The following is a 19,922-nucleotide window of genomic DNA, read 5'->3' as shown; positions in this document are numbered from 1 at the left end:
GCTGGGGTTTGGCAATAAAAACGGCCCTCGTGCAGATGCACGGGGCCAGCGCACTCTCGGTGAGGGAGAGTGCGCTCAGGTAAGTACTCGCAGAGACCGGTACGACGACATGCGGCTAAGCCTGACGCATCTCACGCGATGAGTCAACTGATCCCACATGTTGGTTAACGGTGGACGGCGCGGCGGCCGGTGACACGCCCTCCGCAGCCGGCATGACCTGCCCGGACCCGCTCGGAATCCGACGCGGCGTGGGCAGCGGGGCGGGCCGGGCACCCGGTGAGGTGGCCGCCTCCAACATCGCCTCCAGGTGCTCGGCCGGCACCCCCCAACCGAACAACGCGCCCTGGCCGAACCGGCAACCGGCGGCGACCACCGCGGCCAACTCGGTCGGCGTGGTCACCCCCTCGGCGATCACCTCGAGCCCCAACTGGTGGCCCAGTCGCATGACGATGTCGACCATCGGCGCGAACGCGGGCCCGTCCTGGCCGACCGGCCGAACCGGCTCGTGCTCGGCGACCAGGCTGTGGTCGATCTTCAGGATGTCGATGGGCAGTCGACGTAGCTGCCCCAACGAGGAGTAGCCGGCGCCGAAGTCGTCCAGTGCGATCCGTACGCCGGTCAGCCGCAGCGCGGTCAGCCGCCGGATCAACTCGTCCAGGTCGGTGGCCACCGCGTGCTCGGTGACCTCCAGCACCAGCCGCTGCGGCGGCACGTGGTGGGCGCGCAGCGCCTCGGCGACCTGGACCACGTACTCCGGGGCGTGCAGCTCGCGTGGGGAGACGTTCACCGAGACCCAGACGTCGTGCCCGTCGGCGAGCCAGCGGGAGAGCTGGTAGCAGGCCTGATGCAGCACCCAGGCGCCGAGAGTGGCGATCATCCCGCACTCCTCGGCCAGCGGGATGAACTCGTCCGGACGGACGTTGCCCAGCTCGGGGTGGTGCCAGCGGAGCAGCGCCTCGGCGCCGACCGGCCGCACCGAGGGCAGCGAGGCCACCGGCTGGAAGGCCAGCCGCAGCTCGTCGCGCTCGATCGCCCCGCGCATCTCGTGCTCCAGCGTGGTGCGCCGGCGCAGCAACTTGTCGTACGCGGCGTCGTACCGCTCGATGCGGTTCTTGCCCCGCTGCTTGGCGTAGCGCAGCGCCAGGTCGGCATGGCGCAGCAACAGCTCCACGTCCGGCACGCCGGCCCAGCCGGCCACGCCGATGCTCACCGACAGGAAGACCGGGCCGTCCGGCTGGTCGTACGGGCGGTTGAGCACCCCGAGCAGACGCTCGGCGACGCGGTCCGCGTCCTCCGGCCGACCCGGCATGATGACGGCGAACTCGTCGCCGCCGAGGCGGGCCGCCACGTCGCCGGGGCGCAGGTTGCCGCGCAGCCGCCGGCCCACCTCGGCCAGCACGGCGTCACCGACGTCGTGGCCGCGCATGTCGTTGACGTTCTTGAAGCCGTCGAGATCCAGCCCGAGCAGCACGCACGGGGCACCCGCCGCCGCAGCCTGATGGAGCGCACGCAGCAGCCCGCGCCTGTTGGCCAGCGTGGTCAGCGGATCGGTGTGCGCCAGCTCGCGGAAGTGCGCCTCCCGCTCGGCCAGCCGGCTGGCGTAGCCGCGGACGTCCTTGAGGCTGAGGTACTGCCGGGCCACCAGGGCGAAGCCCTCCACGCTGCCGGCCACGATGCCGGGCGCGGTGAAACGCCCGTCCTGGCTGAGGTGGTACATCGCCGAGGCGGCCATCGCCAGCATCGGGGCGACCGCGTACTCACCGTCGCGACCGACGAGGTCCAACTCGACCTGGCCGGGCCGGTCGGCCCGGTGCACCGCGAGTGCGGTGGTCAGCAGGCCGGCGGCCAGCATCGTGGCACCGGTCAGCGCCATGGTCGGCCCGGCCTGGCAGAGCCCGGCGGCGAGACCCAACCCGCCGCAGGTCACCAGACTGATGCCGACGCCGAGTGTGGTCAGCCGCCAGCGCGGGGTGGCGGCCCGGAAGATCACGATCACGGCGAGCCCGGCGCCGAGCGCGGCACTCACCGTGGCCAGCAGGATCGCCGGACAGGCCATCGGGGTGGCGGCGCCGAGCAGCCGAGTGGGCTCGGAGAAGAGCACCCAACCGACGAACCACAGCGCCGTGGCCATGACGAGGCCGTCCAGGGCGAGCCGGGCGGTCCCGGCCGCGGTGGCGGCCACTCCCGGCAGGCGGAGAAGGCCGCCGGAGAAGGCCAACCCGCTCACCGCCGTGCCGATCGCCACGAGGGTGGCCCAGCCGGTGCGCTGACCCTGCTCGTGCGCCCAGTGGTCGTGCGCGGCGAGCACGGCCGCCACCCCGGCCAGCAGGCTGAGCAGGGCGATCCCGGCGGCCACCGCGAGCAGCAGGTGCGCCTGCCGCCGGGGGCCGGAACGCCGCCGCGCGACCACGGTCAGAAGCACGGCGGCCGATGCGGCGACGAGCCCGCTCAGCGCCGCGACCGCGACCATGCCCGGGGGGAAGTGCACGCCGTCAAGAGTGCCGGATGAGCGCTACCCGTGGGGGACCGGGTGTGCATCTGTTGGGACACGGCGTACGTGGCCGGGCCGCCGGTCCGGCCACGGTGTCATGCTGGTACGCATGCCTGAGCTGCGGTCGAAGACCTCCACCCACGGTCGGACGATGGCCGGCGCCCGGGCCCTCTGGCGGGCCACCGGGATGACCGACGACGATTTCGGCAAGCCGATCGTCGCCATCGCCAACAGTTTCACCCAGTTCGTCCCGGGTCACGTCCACCTCAAGGACATGGGTGGCCTGGTCGCGGACGCGGTCGCCGAGGCCGGCGGGGTGGGGCGCGAGTTCAACACCATCGCCGTCGACGACGGCATCGCCATGGGCCACGGGGGCATGCTCTACTCGCTGCCCAGCCGCGAGCTGATCGCCGACGCCGTGGAGTACATGGTCAACGCGCACTGCGCGGACGCCCTGGTCTGCATCTCGAACTGCGACAAGATCACCCCCGGGATGCTGCTGGCCGCGCTGCGGCTCAACATCCCGACCGTCTTCGTCTCCGGTGGCCCGATGGAGGCCGGCAAGACGATGGCGATCGAGGGCGTCGTACACAGCAAGATCGACCTGATCGACGCGATGATCGCCTCGTCCAACGAGGCGGTCACCGACGAGCAGCTCGGCGAGATCGAGCGCTCGGCCTGCCCCACCTGCGGCTCCTGCTCCGGGATGTTCACCGCCAACTCGATGAACTGCCTCACCGAGGCCATCGGGCTGGCGCTGCCCGGCAACGGCTCGACCCTGGCGACCCACGCCGCGCGTCGGTCGCTCTTCGTCGAGGCCGGCCGCACCGTCGTGGACATCGCCAAGCGGTGGTACGACGGCGACGACGACTCGGTGCTGCCGCGTACGGTCGCCTCCAAGGCCGCCTTCGAGAACGCGGTGGCCCTCGACGTGGCGATGGGCGGCTCCACCAACACGGTGCTGCACCTGCTCGCGGCGGCCCGCGAGGCCGAGCTGGACTTCGGCGTCGCCGACATCGACGCGATCTCCCGCCGGGTGCCCTGCCTGGCCAAGGTCGCACCGAACTCGCCGCTGTTCCACATGGAGGACGTGCACCGCGCCGGCGGCATCCCGGCGATCCTCGGCGAGCTGGACCGGGCCGGTCAGCTCAACCGGGACGTGCACGCGGTGCACTCCCCCTCGCTGGCCCAGTGGTTGACCGACTGGGACGTGCGGGGTGGCTCGCCGACCCCGACGGCGGTCGAGCTGTTCCACGCCGCGCCGGGCGGCGTGCGTACCACCGAGCCTTTCTCCACCACCAACCGCTGGTCGTCGCTGGACACGGACGCGGCCGAGGGCTGCATCCGGGACCGCGAGCACGCGTACTCCGCCGACGGCGGGCTGGCCATCCTGCACGGCAACCTGGCCCCCGAGGGCAGCGTGGTGAAGACCGCGGGTGTGCCGGACGACTGCCTGACCTTCCGCGGCCCGGCCAAGGTCTACGAGTCGCAGGACGACGCCGTGACGGCGATCCTGGCCAAGCAGGTCGTCGCCGGCGACGTGGTGGTGATCCGGTACGAGGGCCCGAAGGGCGGGCCCGGCATGCAGGAGATGCTCTACCCCACGTCGTTCCTCAAGGGGCGTGGGCTGGGGCGGTCCTGCGCGTTGCTCACCGACGGCCGGTTCTCCGGCGGCACCTCCGGGCTCTCCATCGGGCACGTCTCGCCCGAGGCGGCCTCCGGCGGGTTGATCGCCCTGGTCCGCGAGGGCGACGAGATCGTCATCGACATCCCCAACCGGTCCATCGAGCTGAACGTGCCGGCCGACGAGTTGGAGGCACGCCGGGTGGCCGAGGAGAAGCGCGACAAGCCGTACTCCCCGACCGACCGGCAGCGGCCGGTGTCCGCGGCACTGCGCGCGTACGCCTCGATGGCCACCTCAGCCAGCGACGGCGCCTACCGCCGCGTCCCGGAGTAAGCACCCCGCGCCGCCCGCCGCGCCGGCGGGCGGGCGGGCGGTGATCAACACGAGATCAGCGAAAACGCGGTATCCCAACGACTCGGACACCGCAACATCAGCGACCCCGTGTTGACCAGCGGCCGAGCCTGGTCCGTCGAGGGGTGCCGAGTGAGGACGGTGCCCGCGGTCCGCTGATGATGGCGCCTTCGTCGCTGCTGCACGCGCACTGTCCCGCGGCCAAGCCACCCGGCCGTAGGCACCCGGTACTGCAGCTCGTCCCGAAGTCGACGAGACGACTGATTTCGCTGGGTGCGTTCGGCAGCTACGGTAGGTCGCGAACCTGCGGTACGTCGGACGGGAGTTCGCTGTGCTTGAGGGCTGGATCCTCTCGGCGGTGGCAGCAGGCGGGTCGGCTCTGGCTGGCGCGGCTGCCACTGATGCCTGGCAGTCGGCGCGGGCGGGAATAGCACGGCTGTTCGGTCGGGCGGGCCAGCGGCGGGCCGATCTCGCAGAGGTTTGGGCTGATGAGACAGCTGCGGAAATCGCTGCGGCACCGGTCAGGCAACAGGTTGAGGTTCGGCAGCGGCTGGCGCTGGTGTGGCAGCAGCGACTCGCTGATCTGGTGCAGGAGTATCCGGATCTCGACGACGAGTTGCGGGGCTGGGCGGGAGAGCTTCGCCAGCGATTGCCCGCCGCGCAGAGGCACTGGGTGAACACGTTCGTCGCCACTGACAACGCGACGCAGTACAACGCGCCGGGCGGCTCGATCACGGTCACGGGCCACCTGTGGGAGCGGCCCTCGTCGTGAGTGAGATCGCTGAGCCGGCCGGGGGCGACCGCTTCGAGGCACATGACCACGCGCATCAATTCAACGCACCGGACGGGACGATCAACGTCTTCCGGGATAGCCGCCTATCTCGTGTGGTGAGCCGGCCGTGGATGGCGCCGCCGCAGACAGCAGGCTTGGTCGCGCGGCCCGAACTGGCTGACCCGCTACTGGACCTGGTGACCGGGGACGCGGACGGACCGATAGCGGTGGCCGGCGTCCACGGCACCGGCGGATTCGGGAAGACCACCTTGGCCGCCTGGGTGTGCCATCAACGGCGAGTGCGGGACCGGTTCCCGGGTGGTCTGCTGTGGATCACGGTTGGCGAGCACTCCGGCGGCGCCGACCTTGCCGGGCGGGTCAACAACCTGATCGAGCATCTCACCGGCGCCCGGAGCGGGTTTACCGATCCGGTGCAGGCCGGGCATCGGCTGGGCACGCTACTGGACAGCCAGCCCGACCCGGTCCTGCTGGTTGTCGATGATGTCTGGCGGGCGGACCAGTTGGACCCGTTCCGCCAAGGTGGAGCGCGGTGCCGTCGACTGATCACTACCCGTCGGCGCGGTCTGGTGCCGGCGCGGTCCAGTGTGTGGGTCGACAGGATGTCCGCAATGCAGGCAGCAGCACTGTTGACCCGCGACCTCGAGGATCCGCCGGCTGGTCTCGTCGCCCGGATCCTGTCGGCGACCGGCCGCTGGCCAGTGTTGCTCAGTATCGCGAACCAGACAGTGGTCCGCCACGTAGAGGATTACGGCTCGTCAGCGGCCTGGGCTTTGCGGGATTTCGCGGATCGGCTCATCGAGGAGGGCCCGGCCGGCTTCGACTTCGACGACGCCGCTCGTAGCGGCCGCGCGGTGGAAGCGACCATACGTGCAGGCGTGGACCTGCTCGATCCGGCGATCGGCGACCGATTCACCGAGTTGGCCATCTTCGGCGAGGACGTCGACATACCGCTGTCGGTGCTTAATCTTCTGTGGGCCAGGACCGGCGGCCTGACACCGCGCGGCACACGGCGGGTGTGCACGATCCTGGCCAGCATGTCGCTATTGCTGCGTTACGAGGCCGAAACCGGCACCATCCGGCTGCACGACATCGTCCGGGCTTACCTGCTTCGCAACGCCACCGACGCTGGCCAGCGGACGCGGCTGCACAACCTGCTCGTCGACGCCGCCGCACCACTGACCACACCGACCGCCTCAATTACCACGGCCTGGTGGACGCTGCCGGCCACCGAGGACTACCTCGTGGCGCGCCTGGCCGAGCACCTCCACGCCGCCGGCCGACACGACGAACTCGCGGCCACCGTCACCGACCTGCGCTGGGTCACCGCCCGCCTGCAACGCCACGGCCCTGCCGGCGTCGAGGCCGACCTGTCACACGTCAACACCACCACAGCGAAGGTTCTACTCAGAGCCATCAGGCAGAACAGTCACCTGCTAACCCCCACCGAGCCACCCGACGCTCTCGGCAACGTGCTGGTCAGCCGATTACACAACGAAACCGACCTCGCGCCCCTACTGGCCACCTATGTGCCTACCCTCCCACGGCCGCGGCTGGCCAACCGATGGCCACCGCCCGACCTTCCGCACCCCGCACTCCAACGCATCCTCATCGGCCATGCCGGCCCGGTGAGAGCGCTGGTGGTGGCACCCGATGGAACCTGGCTGGCCAGCGCCAGCGATGACGGGACAGCGCGAATCTGGGATCCGGTAACCGGCAACGTGCGGCACACCCTCACCGGCCACGCCGGGATGGTGACTACGCTGGTCGTAGCGCCGGACGGAACCTGGTTGGGCAGCACCAGCGGAGACGGGACGGTTCGAATCTGGGACCCAACTACCGGCGACGTACGGCACACCCTGACCGGCCGTGACAGCCGCATAATTGCGCTGGTGGTGGCGCCTGACGGACTCTGGCTAGCCAGCACCAGCGACTTCGGACCAGTGCAAATCTGGGATCCAAGAACCGGGACTGCGCGGCACACCCTGACCGCTCATACCAGTTGGATAACCGCGCTGCTAGCGGCACCAGACGGATCCTGGCTGGCCAGCGCCAGCGATGACGGCACCGTGCGAATCTGGGATCCGACCACCGGGAACGTGCGGCACACCCTGACCGCCCACACCGGCGGGGTGACGGCACTGGCCGTGGCACCCGACGGAACCTGGCTAGCCAGCACCAGCAACGACAAGACGGTGCGAATCTGGGACCCAACAACCGGGAACGTGCGGCACACCCTGACCGCCCACACCCGCGGGGTGACGGCACTGGCCGTGGCACCCGACGGAACCTGGCTAGCCAGCACCAGCAACGACAAGACGGTACGAATCTGGGACCCAACAACCGGCAATCTGCAACACACCCTGACCGCTCACACCGGCGGGGTGACGGCACTGGCCGTGGCACCCGACGGAACCTGGCTAGCCAGCGCCAGCGCACAGACCAGCAGTGACGATCGGACGGTGCGAATCTGGGACCCGAGAACCGGCAGCCTGCAACACATCCTGACCGGCCATGCCAGCTGGGTGAGGGCACTGGTGGCAGCACCCGACGGAACCTGGCTCGCCAGCGCCAGCAGCGACGGAACGGTGCGAATCTGGAACGCAACCAACGGCAACCTGCAACACACCCCGGGCGGCCACTCCAGCAGGGCAAGGGTACTGGTCGTGGCACCTGACGGAACCTGGCTCGCCAGCGCCAGCCACGACGGAACGGTGCGAATCTGGAACGCAACCAACGGCAACCTGCAACACACCCTGACCGGCCAGACCATGGGGGCAATCGCGCTTGTGGTGGCACCCGACGGAAGCTGGCTGGCCAGCGTCAGCGGAGACGATCAGTCGGTGCGAATCTGGGACCCGAGCACCGGCAACCTGCACCACAACAGCGAGGTAACAGCGCTGACGGCGGCACCGGACGGAACCTGGCTCGCCAGCACCAGCAACGACAACACCGTGCGAATCTCGGACCCGAGCACCGGCAACCTGCAACACACTTTCGCCGGCCACGACAGCAAGGTCAAAGCGCTGGCAGTGGCCCCGAACGGAACCTGGCTAGTCAGCACCAGCACCGACGGGACCATTTACATCTGCGATACGCAGAACGGTGAACATCTCACCACCGTCCGAATAGACGCGTTGCCCGAACCCATCGCGGTGGGACCGGACAGCCGAACTGTCTACTGTGCCGGCGCCCAAGCGGTGTATGGGTTCGACCTTCTCGTCAACGCCGACTGAACGGTCAGTCGACTGCTACTACTTGGTCGATCACCAGGTGGGCGGCGCCGGTGATGCCGACGTCCTGGCCGGTGGTGATCCGCTCGATGAGCAGGGTCTGGGTGGCCAGCGGCAGGCAGCGCTCGTAGAGGGTGGCCCGCATGCTGGCCAGCACCGGTTCGCATTCGGCCAGCCGGCCGCCGATGGCGACCACCTGCGGGTTGAAGAAGTTGACCACGACGGCCAGGATCTCGCCGATCGCCCGGCCGGCCTGTCGGGCGAGGGCGGTGGCGTGCCGGTCGCCGTCGTCGATCAGGCGGATGACGCCGGTCAGGTCGGCGACCGGTACACCCTGCTCCCGCAGCGCGGTGACCAGGGCTGCGCCGCTGGCCACCGCCTCCAGGCAGCCGGCGTTGCCACAGCTGCACAGTGGCGCGGGATCGGCCACCACGCGGCAGTGGCTGATGTCTCCGGCGGAGCCCTGCGCGCCCCGGTGCAGCCGTCCGTCGGAGATGACTCCGGAGCCGATTCCGGTGCCAGCCTTGATGTAGACGGCATGGTCCATCTCGGAGTGTGCGGTGCGATGCGCGCCGAGCGCCATCAGGTTGGCGTCGTTGTCCACGATGATCGGTGCGTCGACCCGATCGGTGCAGAACGCCGCGACGTCGAAGCCGTTCCAGCCGGGCATCCGGGACGGGCTGACGATCCGTCCGGTGGCGTGCTGCACCGGGCCGGGGATGCCGATGCCGACGCCGCGCAGCGCACCGGCCGGCGCCAACCCGGCGACCTCGGCCAGTAGCGCGCCGAGCACCGCTTCGGGGCCGTCGTCGATGCGTACCGGTCGGGTCCGGGCCTCGACCACCCGGCCGGAGAGGTCCAGGGTGCCGATCCGGGCGTGGTGCGCGCCCAGGTCGATGGCGCCGACGACGGCGCCGCCGGTGGGCACGGCGAGCTGACGGGGCCGCCGACCGCCTCGGGACTTGCCCGCGCCGGCCTCCTCGAGCAGCCCTTGGCTGATCAGGGCCTCCACGCGTTGGGAGACCGTCGAGGGTGACAACCCGGACAACCGGGCCAGATCCGCACGACTGACCGCCGCTCCGCTGGCCACCAGGCGGAGCAGCTCTCGTGGCCCACCCCGGAAAGTTTCACGCGGTGTGTCGTCAATCGTCACGACTGGTTCTTAGCACCCAGCGTTTGTTCAAGCAACCTGTTGACTTAGTTTGCTGTCTACCTTTAGATGGCGCTGTTGGTTCGAAGAAGGAAGTTCTTAGTTCGAGCGTCGTAGAAAGTGGGGGCAGCCTGTGGCACCGATGGTGGCGATCAACGGCCTGCACAAGTGGTTCGGCCCCCTGCACGTGCTCAAGGACATCGACCTGACGGTGGACGCGGGCGAGGTGGTGGTCGTCGTCGGCCCCTCCGGCTCCGGCAAGTCGACCCTCTGCCGCTGCCTGAACCGCCTCGAGACCATCGGTGCGGGCAGTGTCGAGATCGACGGGGCGCCGCTACCGGCCGAGGGCCGCGCGCTGGCCCGGCTCCGGGCCGACGTCGGGATGGTCTTCCAGTCGTTCAACCTCTTCGGCCACAAGACCGTGCTGGACAACATCACGCTCGGCCCCACCAAGGTCCGCCGGATCCCCCGCGCCGAGGCCAAGGAGCGGGCGTACGCGCTGCTGGAGCGGGTCGGCATCGCGGACAAGGCCGACCACTACCCGGCCCAGCTCTCCGGTGGTCAGCAGCAGCGCGCCGCGATCGCCCGCGCACTCGCCATGCAGCCGAAGGTGCTGCTGTTCGACGAGCCGACCTCGGCGCTCGACCCGGAGATGGTCAACGAGGTGCTCGACGTGATGGTCTCCCTCGCCGCCGAGGGGATGACGATGATCGTGGTCACCCACGAGATGGGCTTCGCCCGCCGTGCCGCTGACCGGGTCGTCTTCATGGACGACGGCCGGATCGTCGAGTCCGGCGCCCCCGACGACTTCTTCGCCGCACCGCAGACCGAGCGGGCGCGCGACTTCCTGTCCAAGATCCTCCAGCACTAGCCCCCACGGGAGGGTGGCATGTCACTGATGCACACGAGCTTCACCCGGCGACGCGCAGCGGCGCTGACCGTCACCGCGTTGGCCGTCGCGCTCGCGGCGACCGGCTGCGGCGATGGCGACAGCTCCGCGCCGGCGCTGCCCGGCAAGCCCGGCGCCGGCGCCGACGGCGTCATCGCCCAGTCGGTGTACGACGCCGCCCCGGTGGCCTCGGACGCCGACATTCCGGCCGGCTCCACGATGGCGGAGATCCGCAAGCGCGGCTACCTCAACATCGGTGGTTCCCTGGACGCGCCGCTGCTCGCCCAGCAGAACCCGGTGACCGGCACCATCGAGGGCTTCGACGCCGACATGGCCAAGCTGCTGGCCAAGTACATCATCGGCAAGCCCGAGGTGAAGACGACGACCATCGGCACCCAGACCCGGGAGGCCCTGCTCCAGGCCAAGTCGGTGGACGTGGTCTTCCAGACGTACACCATCACCCCGCAGCGGGCCACCCAGATCGCCTTCGCCGGGCCGTACCTCACCTCCGGCCTGGCGGTCGCCGTCCGCAAGGACGACACCTCGATCAAGAGCGTCAAGGACCTCGCCGGCAAGAACGTGATCGTCGGGGCGAACACCCCGGCCGTCACCGCGCTGCCCACCGCCGCCCCCGGCTCGAAGCAGATCGCCTTCGGCACCGACCCGCAGGCCGTGCAGGCGCTGCTGCAGAAGCGCGGCGACGCGTACGTGCAGGACTTCACGCTGCTCGCCTCGGACGCCAAGTCGAACCCGGGCATGAAGGTGGTCGGCGAGCCGTTCACCACCGAGGCGTACGGCATCGGCCTGAACCGCGAGGACGCGCAGTTCAAGGAGTTCGTCAACAACTGGCTGAAGAAGATCCAGGCCGACGGCACCTGGGCCAAGGTCTGGGAGGGCACCCTCGGCTCGGTGGTGGAGGGCGGCAAGCCCACGCCGCCCGCGATCGGCTCGGTCGAAGGCTCCTGAGGGCCCTGCCGCGACGATGAACGCCCTCACCGGACATCTCAGTGAACTCGGCCACGGGCTGGTCACGACGGTCGAACTGACCGTCGTGACCACCATCGGCGCGATGCTGCTGGGCATCGTGGTGGCCACCCTGCGGATCGCTCCCGTGCCCACGCTGCGCGGCGTGGGCACGGTCTACGTCGAGGTGCTGCAGAACCTGCCGCTGCTGGCGCTGCTGGTCCTCTTCGTCTTCGCGCTGCCGACCATCGGCATCACGTTCCCGCTGTTCACCTCAGCCGCCATCGTGATCGCCGCGTACGAGGGCGCCTACCTCGCGGAGGCGATCCGGGCCGGCATCAACACGGTGGGCATCGGGCAGGCCGAGGCGGCCCGCGCCATCGGGCTCACCTTCAGCCAGTCCCTGCGGCACGTGATCCTGCCGCAGGGACTGCGCGCGGTGATCCAGCCCATCGGCAACATCCTGATCGCGCTGTTGATGAACACCTCGCTGGCCGCGGCCGTCGGGGTGGTCGAGCTGACCCAGGCCGCCAACAACGTGAACCTCGTCGAGGCCCAGCCGATCGCCGTCTTCACCGGTGCCGGCCTCGCCTACATGCTGCTGGCGCTGATCATCGGTCAGTGCACCGGCGCGCTGGAACGAAGGCTGGCGATCGTCCGATGACCCAGAGCACACAGCTCCTCTTCGACGAACCGGGCCCCAGGGCCCGACGGCGGATCCGGATCGCCACCGTGCTGGGCGCGGTGGCCCTGCTCGGCGCGCTGGTCGCGGCCGTGCACCAGTTCGCCAGCCACGGTGAGCTGGCTGCCGACCGCTGGCAGCCGTTCACCACCTGGCCGATCTGGCGGTACCTACTCAACGGCCTCTGGGCCACCGTGCGCGCCGCCGCGGCCACCGCCGTGCTCAGCTCCGCGATCGGGTTGCTGCTGGCCCTCGGCCGGCTGTCGGCGCACCGGCCGCTGCGCTGGCTGGCCGGCGCGTACGTGGAGATCTTCCGGACCGTGCCCGCGTTGCTGCTGATCTACGTGACGCTCTTCGCCCTGCCGCAGTACGGGCTCAACTTCCCGCTGTTCTGGAAGCTCGTGGTGCCGCTGGTGGTCAGCAACTCGGCGGCGTTCGCGGAGATCTTCCGGGCCGGCATCCGGGCGCTCGACAAGGGCCAGACCGAGGCCGGGCTGGCCGTCGGGCTGCGCCGAGGGCAGGTCATGGCGCTGGTGGTGCTCCCGCAGGCGCTGATGCAACTCGCCCCGTCCCTGGTCAGCCAGCTCGTCGGGCTGCTCAAGGACACCTCGCTCGGGTTCGTCGTGAGTTACACCGAGCTGCTCTACAGCGGCCAGGTGCTCTCGTCGTACACCCAGCTGCTGATCCAGACGTTCCTGATGGTGGCGTTGCTCTACCTGGTGGTCAACGCCTCGCTGTCGAAGTTCGCCCGCGTGCTCCAGGCCCGCAACGGCCGCCGCACCGGCCGCCGCCGGCAGGCCGTCGGGAACGTGCCTCCGCTGCTCACCGAAGGGAGTACGCCCCGGTGACCGCTACCCACCACGCCGAACTGGCCCGGGTCACCCGCAACGGCTTCGTCGAGAGCCGCCACTACGGCAGCGTCGTGGTGCTCGATCCGGACGGCCGCGTCGCGTTGTCCGCCGGCGTACCCGATGAACCGGTGTTGCCGCGCTCCACCCTCAAGCCGGTACAGGCGCTGGCCTGCCTGATCGCCGCGACCGCCGCGCCGGGTTCGGCGCGCGGCGGCGAGGCCCTGACCGGGCCGGCCCTGGCCATCGCCGCCGGCAGCCACACCGGCGACGACCGCCATGTCACGGTGGTACGCGCGATGCTGGCCGCCGCGGGCCTGACCGAGGACGCCCTCGGCTGCCCCGAGGACTGGCCGGAGGACGAGGCGACCCGGGAGCGACTGTTTCGGGTTGGCGCACAGCGCGACCGGATCCGGATGAACTGCTCCGGCAAGCACGCCGCGATGCTGGTCGCGTCCGCCCGCCGGAACTGGAGCACGCACGACTACCTGGACCCGGCGCATCCGGTGCAGCGGGAGACCGCCGACACCGTCGCCCGGCTGGCCGGCACCCCGGTCACGCACCTCGCGGTCGACGGCTGCGGAGCCCCGCTGTTCGGGCTCCCGCTGACCGGCCTGGCCCGGACGTTCCAGGCCCTGGTCACCGCACCCGCCGGCACCGACGAGGCGCGGGTGGCCGCGGCGATGCGACGACACCCGGAGTACGTCGGCGGCTGGCACGGACATCCGAACACCGACCTGATGCGCGCCCTGCCCGGCGTCCTCGCCAAGGGCGGTGCCGAGGGTGTGCTCGCGGTGGCCACCCCGGACGGTCACGCGGTGGCCGTGAAGGCCATCGACGGCAGCCCTCGGGCGACGACCGCGATCGCGCTCGCCGCACTGGACGCCGCCGGCGTGCCGGTGGGTGGCGCCGAGGCGCTGCGCCGAGTACCGGTGCTCGGTGGCGGCGTACCCGTGGGCGCCATCACCGCCGACATCGACTGGACCGCGGGCCCGTCCCGCAGCGAAGAGGGAAACTGATGAGCACATTCGAGATCTGCATCGACAGCGTCGAGGGAGCGGTAGCCGCCGAGGAGGCCGGCGCCGACCGGGTGGAGCTCTGCTCCGCGCTCTTCGAAGGCGGGCTGACCCCCAGCCTCGGCACCATCGAGACGGCCCTGCGCACCGTGAGCCGGATCCGGGTGCACGTCATCGTCCGGCCGCGCGCTGGCGACTTCATCTACTCGGCGCTCGAGGTCGACGCGATGGAACGTGACGTACAGGCCGCCGTCGCGGCCGGCGCGCACGGCATCGTGATCGGCGCCCTCACCGCCGAGGGCGACATCGACGTGCCCACCACGCGTCGACTGATCGCCGCCGCCGGCGACGCCAGCATCACCTTCCACCGGGCCTTCGACATGGTCCGTGAGCCGTACGCCGCGCTGGAGCAGCTCATCGAGCTGGGCGTACACCGGGTGTTGACCTCGGGTCAGGAGGTCAGCGTGCTGGAGGGCGCACCGCTCATCGCCGAGCTGGTCCGGCGGGCCGCCGGACGGATCATCATCATGCCGGGCGGCGGCATCACGCCCCGCAACATCGCCCGGATCGTCGAGGCCACCGGCGCGTCGGAGTACCACTTCGCGGCGCTGGTCAAGTCGGACGGCCCGGCGGTGCACCGCAACCTCGCGCCGTTGATGGGTGGCACCCTGCACCGGCCCGAGTACGAGCGTTCCGGCACGTCCGGTGCCCTCGTCGGCCAGGTGCTCGCCGCCGCTCGCGCCTGACCTTCCACGCGCGCCGCAGCCGGCCGCGCCGTCGGCCGCAATGATCGACACGAAATCAGCGATATGGCGGTATCCGGTCGACCCGGATACCGCCATATCAGCGAAGTCGTGTTGATCAAGCGGCGGCCGCGGACGGCCTAGCTCCGCGCGATGTCGTTGACGCAGCGCAGCACCGGCCGGGCCACGAGTGCCGCCGGGTCCAGCGGCCCAGCCGACCGCACGGTGAAGGCGACCGACTCACCCGGCAGCAGGGTCACCAGGGCCTCGTCGACGGACGCCGCTGGGTCCAGCCGGTCCGCGTAGAGGGTCAGGTCGCGGAGCACCGTGCGGGCGGCGACCCGGACCCGCTGCCCTCCGTCGACCGGCTCGACCGTCGCGTCCCAGGCCGCTGTCGGCCATTCGACGTCCCGGTCCTTCGCGAAGAACCAGAGCGCCCGCCGCGCGCTCGGGCCGGCTGAAGCCACCAGCAGCTCCCGCCGGGCCTCCTCCGGCCGCGCCAGGTCCGCCGGCAGCGCCAGCGTGACCGTCGAGTACGCGGGGACGTCGAGCTCCAGCGTCGTCTTGGCCCGGGAATCGCCCGTGAGCGTCAGCCGGGTCACCGAAGCGGACGCCCGCCAGGGCGTGCCACCGTCGTTCACTGCCACCAGGGCCAGGCCACCCTCGCGGGGCTGCACGGTGAGCAACCGATCGGCGTACGCGTGGCGCAGCGCGTACCACAGGGGTTTGCGCCGGCCGTCGCCGTCGACGGCCGACCAGGAGGTGACCGGCCAGCAGTCGTTGAGCTGCCAGACGATGGTGCCCGCGCAGACGCCCCGGTGCGAGCGGAAGTGCTCCACCCCGAGCTGGATCGCCCGGGCCTGGTTGAGCTGGGTCAGGTAGTGCCAGTCGTCGAAGTCCGCCGGGGCGGGCAGGTGCGCGTCCAGGCCCCGCTGGAGCTTGGCGTCGCCACCGGCCGCCTTCTGGTGGTGCGCCATGCCCGGCGAGTCGTACGCGAGGGGTTCGTCGCTGATCGCCCGGCGCAGCGTGGCGTACGTCGGTGGACCCTGGTAGCCGAACTCGGCGACGAAACGCGGCACGTACTCCCGGTACTTGACGTAGTCGTCGGTGTTCCACACGTCCCAGATGTGCGTGGTGCCGTGCGCCGGATCGTTGGGGTGGATCTCGTCGGTGCCCGACCAGGGGCTGCCCGGCCAGTACGGGCGGGTCGGGTCCAGCTCGCCGACGATCCGGGGCAGCACGTCGAGGTAGTAGCCGCGCCCCCAGGTGCGCCCGGCGAGGGCCTGCTGCCAGTCCCAGTCGTGCCAGCCCCAGATGTTCTCGTTGTTACCGGTCCAGAGCACCAGCGACGGGTGCGGCGCCAGCCGGGTCACCTGCTCGGCGGCCTCGGCGGCCACCTCGCTGCCGAACGGTTCCTCCTCCGGGTACGCGGCGCAGGCGAACAGGAAGTCCTGCTGGACCAGGAGCCCCCGCTCGTCGGCGAGGTCGTAGAAGTCCGCCGACTCGTAGCGGCCACCACCCCAGACCCGCAGCAGGTTGACGTTCGCCGCGAGAGCCTGGTCGAACCGCTCGGCCAGCCGCTCCCGGGTGACCCGGGTGGGGAACACGTCGTCCGGGATCCAGTTCACCCCGCGGACGAAGACCGGAACGTCGTTGACCGACAACTCGAACGGGGTGCCGTGCTCGTCGGCGCTGGTGTTCAGCCGGACCGACCGGAACCCGATCCGCTGGGACCAGCTGTCCAGCACCTCGCCGTCCGGCGCGTGCAGGGTCACCTCCAGCGGGTGGCGTGCCTGCTCCCCGTATCCCCGGGGCCACCACAGTGCGGGTTCGGCGACGGTGAGGGTCAGCACGGCCGTGCGCTGCCCGGCGGGGACGACCCCCTCGGCGCTGACACCGGCGACGGTGGCCCGGACGGTCAGCGGGACGGCCGCGACCCGCTCGACCTCGACGTGCAGCTCGACCTGCCCGTCCCGGCCGGCCACGGTGACCAGCGGGCGGACGGTGGCCAGCCGGGCGGTGGACCAGGCGTGCAGGCCGATCTCCTGCCAGATGCCCGCGGTAACCAGCGTCGGGCCCCAGTCCCAGCCGAAGTTGCAGGCCATCTTGCGGATGAAGTGGAACGGCTCGGGATAGGCGTTGGGTCGGTCGCCGAGCCGCTCCTGCTGCGCCTCGGCGTACCGGTAGGCGGAGTCGAACGCGACGACCAGGTCGTTGTCGCCGTCGCGCAGCAGCGACCGGACGTCGAACCGGTAGCCCCGGTGCATGTTCTCGGTGCGGCCGACCTCGACGCCGTTGAGGGTGAGCGTGGCGACCGTGTCCAGCCCGGCGCAGACCAGGTCGACGCGGTCGTCGTCGCCCGGCTGGTGAGCGAAGGTGGTCCGGTAGACCCAGTCGGTGCGGCCGATCCAGGCCAGCGCCCGCTCGTTGTCGTCGAGGTAAGGGTCGGGGATCAGCCCGGCGGCGAGCAGGTCGGTGTGCACGCTGCCGGGCACGGTCGCCGGCACGGCCCGCCCGGCGATGTCGTCCGGCACCGGCGCTCCGGCCGCCGCCCGCAGGGTCCAGCCGTCGTGGAGTGCCTGTCGACTCAAGACTTTCACCGCACCTTCCGTCATGCGCCCCGGCGGGCACCTGACGGTAGATCATCTCGGTGGTCAGCGAGACGCCGAGGGGAACTCCTCGAAGTACGCCTCGACCCGCTCCGCGGTGGCCGGACGCGCCAACGCGAACCCCTGCCCGTACCGGCAGCCGGCCCGATGCGCGCCCTCGACCTGCTCGGGTGACTCCAACTCCTCGGCGACGATCTCCACGCCCAGTCGCTCGCCGACGTTGACCACCACGTCGATCAGCGGTGGCTGCCCGTCCGGCCGGGCGCCCACCAGCTCCGGGCCGACCTTGAGCAGGTCGATCGGCAGCCGGCGGAGCTGGGCCAGTGAGGCGTGCTCGGCCCGGAAATCGTCCAGCGCGGTGCGGACGCCCAACGACCGCAGCCCGGCCAGCCGCGCCACCACGGTCGACAGATCAGCCGCGACTCTCGGCTCCGCGACCTCGATCACCAGCCGTTCCGTCGGCACCCCGTACGCGGCCAGCACCGCCGCGGTGCGCTGCACGAAGTCGGGGGTGGTCAGCTCCCGGGTCGTGACGTTGACCGCCATCCACAGCTCGCGGGTGCCCGCCGACCACTCGGCCAACTGCCGGCAGGCCCGGTCCAGAACCCACCACTCCAGCTCGCCGACCAGATCCAGATCCTCGGCGACCGGCAGCAGCTCGGCCGGCAGCACCGTGCCCAGCACCGGGCTGCGCCAGCGCAACAGCGCCTCGGCGCCCACCGGCTGCCGGTCGGCGAGGTCGAGCACCGGCTGGTAGACCAGGTCCAACTCGCCGCGCGCCACCGCACCGGGCAACTCACGTTCCAGGTCGAGCCGCCGGACCAGCTGCTCCTCCAGGAACGCGTCGTACCACTCGACCCGGTCCCGGCCCAGCTGCACGGCCCGCCGCCGGGCCAGCTCGGCCTGACGGAGCACGTCCGCCGGCCCGGCGCCGCTGACCTCGGCCAGCCCGATGCTCGCCTGCACCCGCAGCACCGTGCCGCCGAGCAGGTAGGGCGGGGCGAGCGCGGTCAGCAGGCGGGTGCCGAGCGCGTACGCCAGCACGGGGCCGGCCGCGGTGACCACGGCGAAACCCGTACCCGCGCATCCGGTGACCAGGTCGCCGGGGCCGACGATCGGACGGACCCGGCCAACCGCGTCGGTCAGCAGATCCTCCCGGAGCGCGGGGCCGACGCCGTCGACGGAGTAGAGGTCGACCAGGAGCAGCGCGCCGACCGGCTCCGGCACGTCGCCGATCGCGGCGAGGGCATCCAACAGAGCCGCCCGGTCGCCCGGGCCGGCGCTGCCCGCCGAGGCGGACCGGCGGGTCAGCGGGGACCAGCCCGGCCCGTCCTCGGGCGGCCAGGTCGACCCGAGATCGCTCGAGGTGGACGGCCCGTCGTCGGGCTGCCCGGCCGGACGGTCCGGTAGCCCGAACCAGGGCACGTCGGCAGCCGCGCGACGGCGGCGGATCCCTCGGCGGGTCGGCCGTCGGTGCGCCGCGGGCCGGTCGGAGGTGGACGGCTCACCGGCGCGCAGCAACTCGCGCAGCACCAGTGGCGGCACGGTCGCCAGGGCCAGCAGCACGGTCGTCCGGTCCGGTGCCCAGCCCGCGCCCAGGTAGAGGCCCGCCGCGAGCAGCAGCACCGCCGCCGGAAGCACCGCCCGCGGCCAGGCCGGTGCGACCCGGTCGGCTGCCGGCTCCACGTCAACCGCGTCCAGCGCCTCCCCCGCACCGAGCGCGGTGAGCAGCATGCCGAGGACCAGCGGCGGTACGGCCAGCAACGCCTCACGCCCGGCGGCCGCGGGCGGCAGGATGGCCAGCAGCGTCAACCCGACCAGGGTGAGCAGGACGCCACCCCGGCAGGTCGCCGCGCCCGTACGCCGGTGCGGGCCGGTGAACGCACAGAGCGCGGCCATTCCCAGCCCGCCGAGCACCAGCACGGCGGCCAGCCGGGCCGGGGCCGGCGCGACGTCGTGGGGTAGCAGCAGCCAGCCGGCGAGGGCCAGCCCAATGGCCGGGCCGATGCCCTCGACCAGCCAGCGCAGCCGGACCCGGACCGTCGGTTGGGGCCGGCCGGGCAGCCGGGTCAGCCCGGCCGCGGCCAGGACGGCGACCACGAGCGACCCGACCAGCGCGGCGACCCGGTGCCCGCTGTCGACCAGCGGCAGCACGGCGACCGTGAGACCGGCCGCCACCACCGCCGCATCGAGCAGCACGCCCGCCATACGCTGCGTGGCCCGACGACGGGTGGCCAGTCGGGAGAGCCGCACCCCGGCGAGGGTCGCGCCCGCGCCACCGGCCAGCGCGATCACCACCGGCGGCGGAACCAGGCCGCCGGTGCCGGCGAGGACGAGCAGCGCCACCGCCGTGGAGACGGCGACCTCCGGCGCCACCTGGTGAGTGACGAGAGCGCGGAACGGGTACGCGAGGAGCACGGCGGTCGCCTTCGTGAGGGGGCACGGGGGCGGTGCGACGGTGCGACGGGGCATCGGACGGTGCGTGGTCCGCTGCCCAACAGATTGAGAACGATCGGCGGAGGAATCGGTAACG

13 protein-coding genes are annotated in these 19,922 nt (G+C 71.5%); 9 read left to right on the top strand and 4 right to left on the bottom strand.

The genetic code is table 11. The annotated features are described in order from the left end of the window. Positions 1-115 precede the first annotated feature (115 nt). Positions 116-2,470 (bottom strand): putative bifunctional diguanylate cyclase/phosphodiesterase, encoded by a 2,355-nt coding sequence (locus tag V6V47_RS26185; RefSeq protein WP_442934309.1) that lies wholly within the window; start codon positions 2,468-2,470, stop codon positions 116-118. A gap of 130 nt (positions 2,471-2,600) precedes the next feature. Here V6V47_RS26185 and ilvD point away from each other — a divergent pair, with 130 nt between their 5' ends. From ilvD to V6V47_RS26170, 3 genes are all read left to right on the top strand, one after another. Further along, positions 2,601-4,448, top strand: a complete 1,848-nt coding sequence (ilvD, locus tag V6V47_RS26180) for a dihydroxy-acid dehydratase (protein ID WP_334631030.1) — start codon at positions 2,601-2,603, stop codon at positions 4,446-4,448. Positions 4,449-4,797: 349 nt separating this feature from the next. Continuing rightward, positions 4,798-5,238 (top strand): hypothetical protein, encoded by a 441-nt coding sequence (locus V6V47_RS26175; RefSeq protein WP_334631029.1) that lies wholly within the window; start codon positions 4,798-4,800, stop codon positions 5,236-5,238. Beyond that, positions 5,235-8,492 (top strand): NB-ARC domain-containing protein, encoded by a 3,258-nt coding sequence (locus tag V6V47_RS26170; protein WP_334631028.1) that lies wholly within the window; start codon positions 5,235-5,237, stop codon positions 8,490-8,492. Before V6V47_RS26175 ends, V6V47_RS26170 begins: the two co-directional genes overlap by 4 nt. A 4-nt stretch (positions 8,493-8,496) precedes the next feature. Here V6V47_RS26170 and V6V47_RS26165 read toward each other — a convergent pair whose 3' ends face one another. After that, the gene (locus V6V47_RS26165; RefSeq protein WP_334631027.1) at positions 8,497-9,642 is read right to left on the bottom strand and encodes an ROK family transcriptional regulator; all 1,146 of its coding nucleotides are present in this window, start codon (positions 9,640-9,642) and stop codon (positions 8,497-8,499) included. 139 nt (positions 9,643-9,781) lie between these two features. Here V6V47_RS26165 and V6V47_RS26160 point away from each other — a divergent pair, with 139 nt between their 5' ends. From V6V47_RS26160 to V6V47_RS26135, 6 genes are read left to right on the top strand one after another with little or no spacing between them, the layout of a single operon-like run. Beyond that, the gene (locus V6V47_RS26160; RefSeq protein WP_334631026.1) at positions 9,782-10,510 is read left to right on the top strand and encodes an amino acid ABC transporter ATP-binding protein; all 729 of its coding nucleotides are present in this window, start codon (positions 9,782-9,784) and stop codon (positions 10,508-10,510) included. 18 nt (positions 10,511-10,528) lie between these two features. After that, a complete protein-coding gene (locus V6V47_RS26155) occupies positions 10,529-11,494 on the top strand; it encodes a glutamate ABC transporter substrate-binding protein (RefSeq protein ID WP_334631025.1) in 966 nt (321 codons plus the stop codon). A gap of 16 nt (positions 11,495-11,510) precedes the next feature. Further along, complete coding sequence (locus V6V47_RS26150; RefSeq protein WP_334631024.1) at positions 11,511-12,155, top strand: amino acid ABC transporter permease; 645 nt, start codon at positions 11,511-11,513, stop codon at positions 12,153-12,155. Further along, the gene (locus V6V47_RS26145; protein ID WP_334631023.1) at positions 12,152-13,021 is read left to right on the top strand and encodes an amino acid ABC transporter permease; all 870 of its coding nucleotides are present in this window, start codon (positions 12,152-12,154) and stop codon (positions 13,019-13,021) included. The genes V6V47_RS26150 and V6V47_RS26145 overlap by 4 nt, the downstream gene beginning before the upstream one ends. Beyond that, a complete protein-coding gene (locus V6V47_RS26140) occupies positions 13,018-14,040 on the top strand; it encodes an asparaginase (protein WP_334631022.1) in 1,023 nt (340 codons plus the stop codon). Before V6V47_RS26145 ends, V6V47_RS26140 begins: the two co-directional genes overlap by 4 nt. Beyond that, the gene (locus V6V47_RS26135; RefSeq protein WP_334631021.1) at positions 14,040-14,783 is read left to right on the top strand and encodes a copper homeostasis protein CutC; all 744 of its coding nucleotides are present in this window, start codon (positions 14,040-14,042) and stop codon (positions 14,781-14,783) included. The genes V6V47_RS26140 and V6V47_RS26135 overlap by 1 nt, the downstream gene beginning before the upstream one ends. 137 nt (positions 14,784-14,920) lie before the next feature. Here V6V47_RS26135 and V6V47_RS26130 read toward each other — a convergent pair whose 3' ends face one another. Both V6V47_RS26130 and V6V47_RS26125 read right to left on the bottom strand, forming a co-directional pair. Then, the gene (locus V6V47_RS26130; protein WP_334631020.1) at positions 14,921-17,395 is read right to left on the bottom strand and encodes a glycoside hydrolase family 2 protein; all 2,475 of its coding nucleotides are present in this window, start codon (positions 17,393-17,395) and stop codon (positions 14,921-14,923) included. 39 nt (positions 17,396-17,434) lie between these two features. Further along, positions 17,435-19,807, bottom strand: a complete 2,373-nt coding sequence (locus V6V47_RS26125) for a GGDEF domain-containing phosphodiesterase (RefSeq protein WP_334631019.1) — start codon at positions 19,805-19,807, stop codon at positions 17,435-17,437. Positions 19,808-19,922 lie beyond the last annotated feature (115 nt).

Origin of the sequence: Micromonospora sp. CPCC 205539, assembly GCF_036906815.1 — a bacterium.
Classification (GTDB): Bacteria; Actinomycetota; Actinomycetes; order Mycobacteriales; family Micromonosporaceae; genus Micromonospora.
This window is presented reverse-complemented; position numbering and strand designations above follow the sequence as displayed.

Bases quoted from the DNA above. Each gene is read 5' to 3' on its own strand.
- V6V47_RS26185 (WP_442934309.1), bottom strand. From the start codon at position 2,470: ATGGTCGCGGTCGCGGCGCTGAGCGGGCTCGTCGCCGCATCGGCCGCC.
- ilvD (WP_334631030.1), top strand. From the start codon at position 2,601: ATGCCTGAGCTGCGGTCGAAGACCTCCACCCACGGTCGGACGATGGCC.
- V6V47_RS26160 (WP_334631026.1), top strand. From the start codon at position 9,782: ATGGTGGCGATCAACGGCCTGCACAAGTGGTTCGGCCCCCTGCACGTG.
- V6V47_RS26155 (WP_334631025.1), top strand. From the start codon at position 10,529: ATGTCACTGATGCACACGAGCTTCACCCGGCGACGCGCAGCGGCGCTG.
- V6V47_RS26150 (WP_334631024.1), top strand. From the start codon at position 11,511: ATGAACGCCCTCACCGGACATCTCAGTGAACTCGGCCACGGGCTGGTC.
- V6V47_RS26145 (WP_334631023.1), top strand. From the start codon at position 12,152: ATGACCCAGAGCACACAGCTCCTCTTCGACGAACCGGGCCCCAGGGCC.
- V6V47_RS26135 (WP_334631021.1), top strand. From the start codon at position 14,040: ATGAGCACATTCGAGATCTGCATCGACAGCGTCGAGGGAGCGGTAGCC.
- V6V47_RS26130 (WP_334631020.1), bottom strand. From the start codon at position 17,395: ATGACGGAAGGTGCGGTGAAAGTCTTGAGTCGACAGGCACTCCACGAC.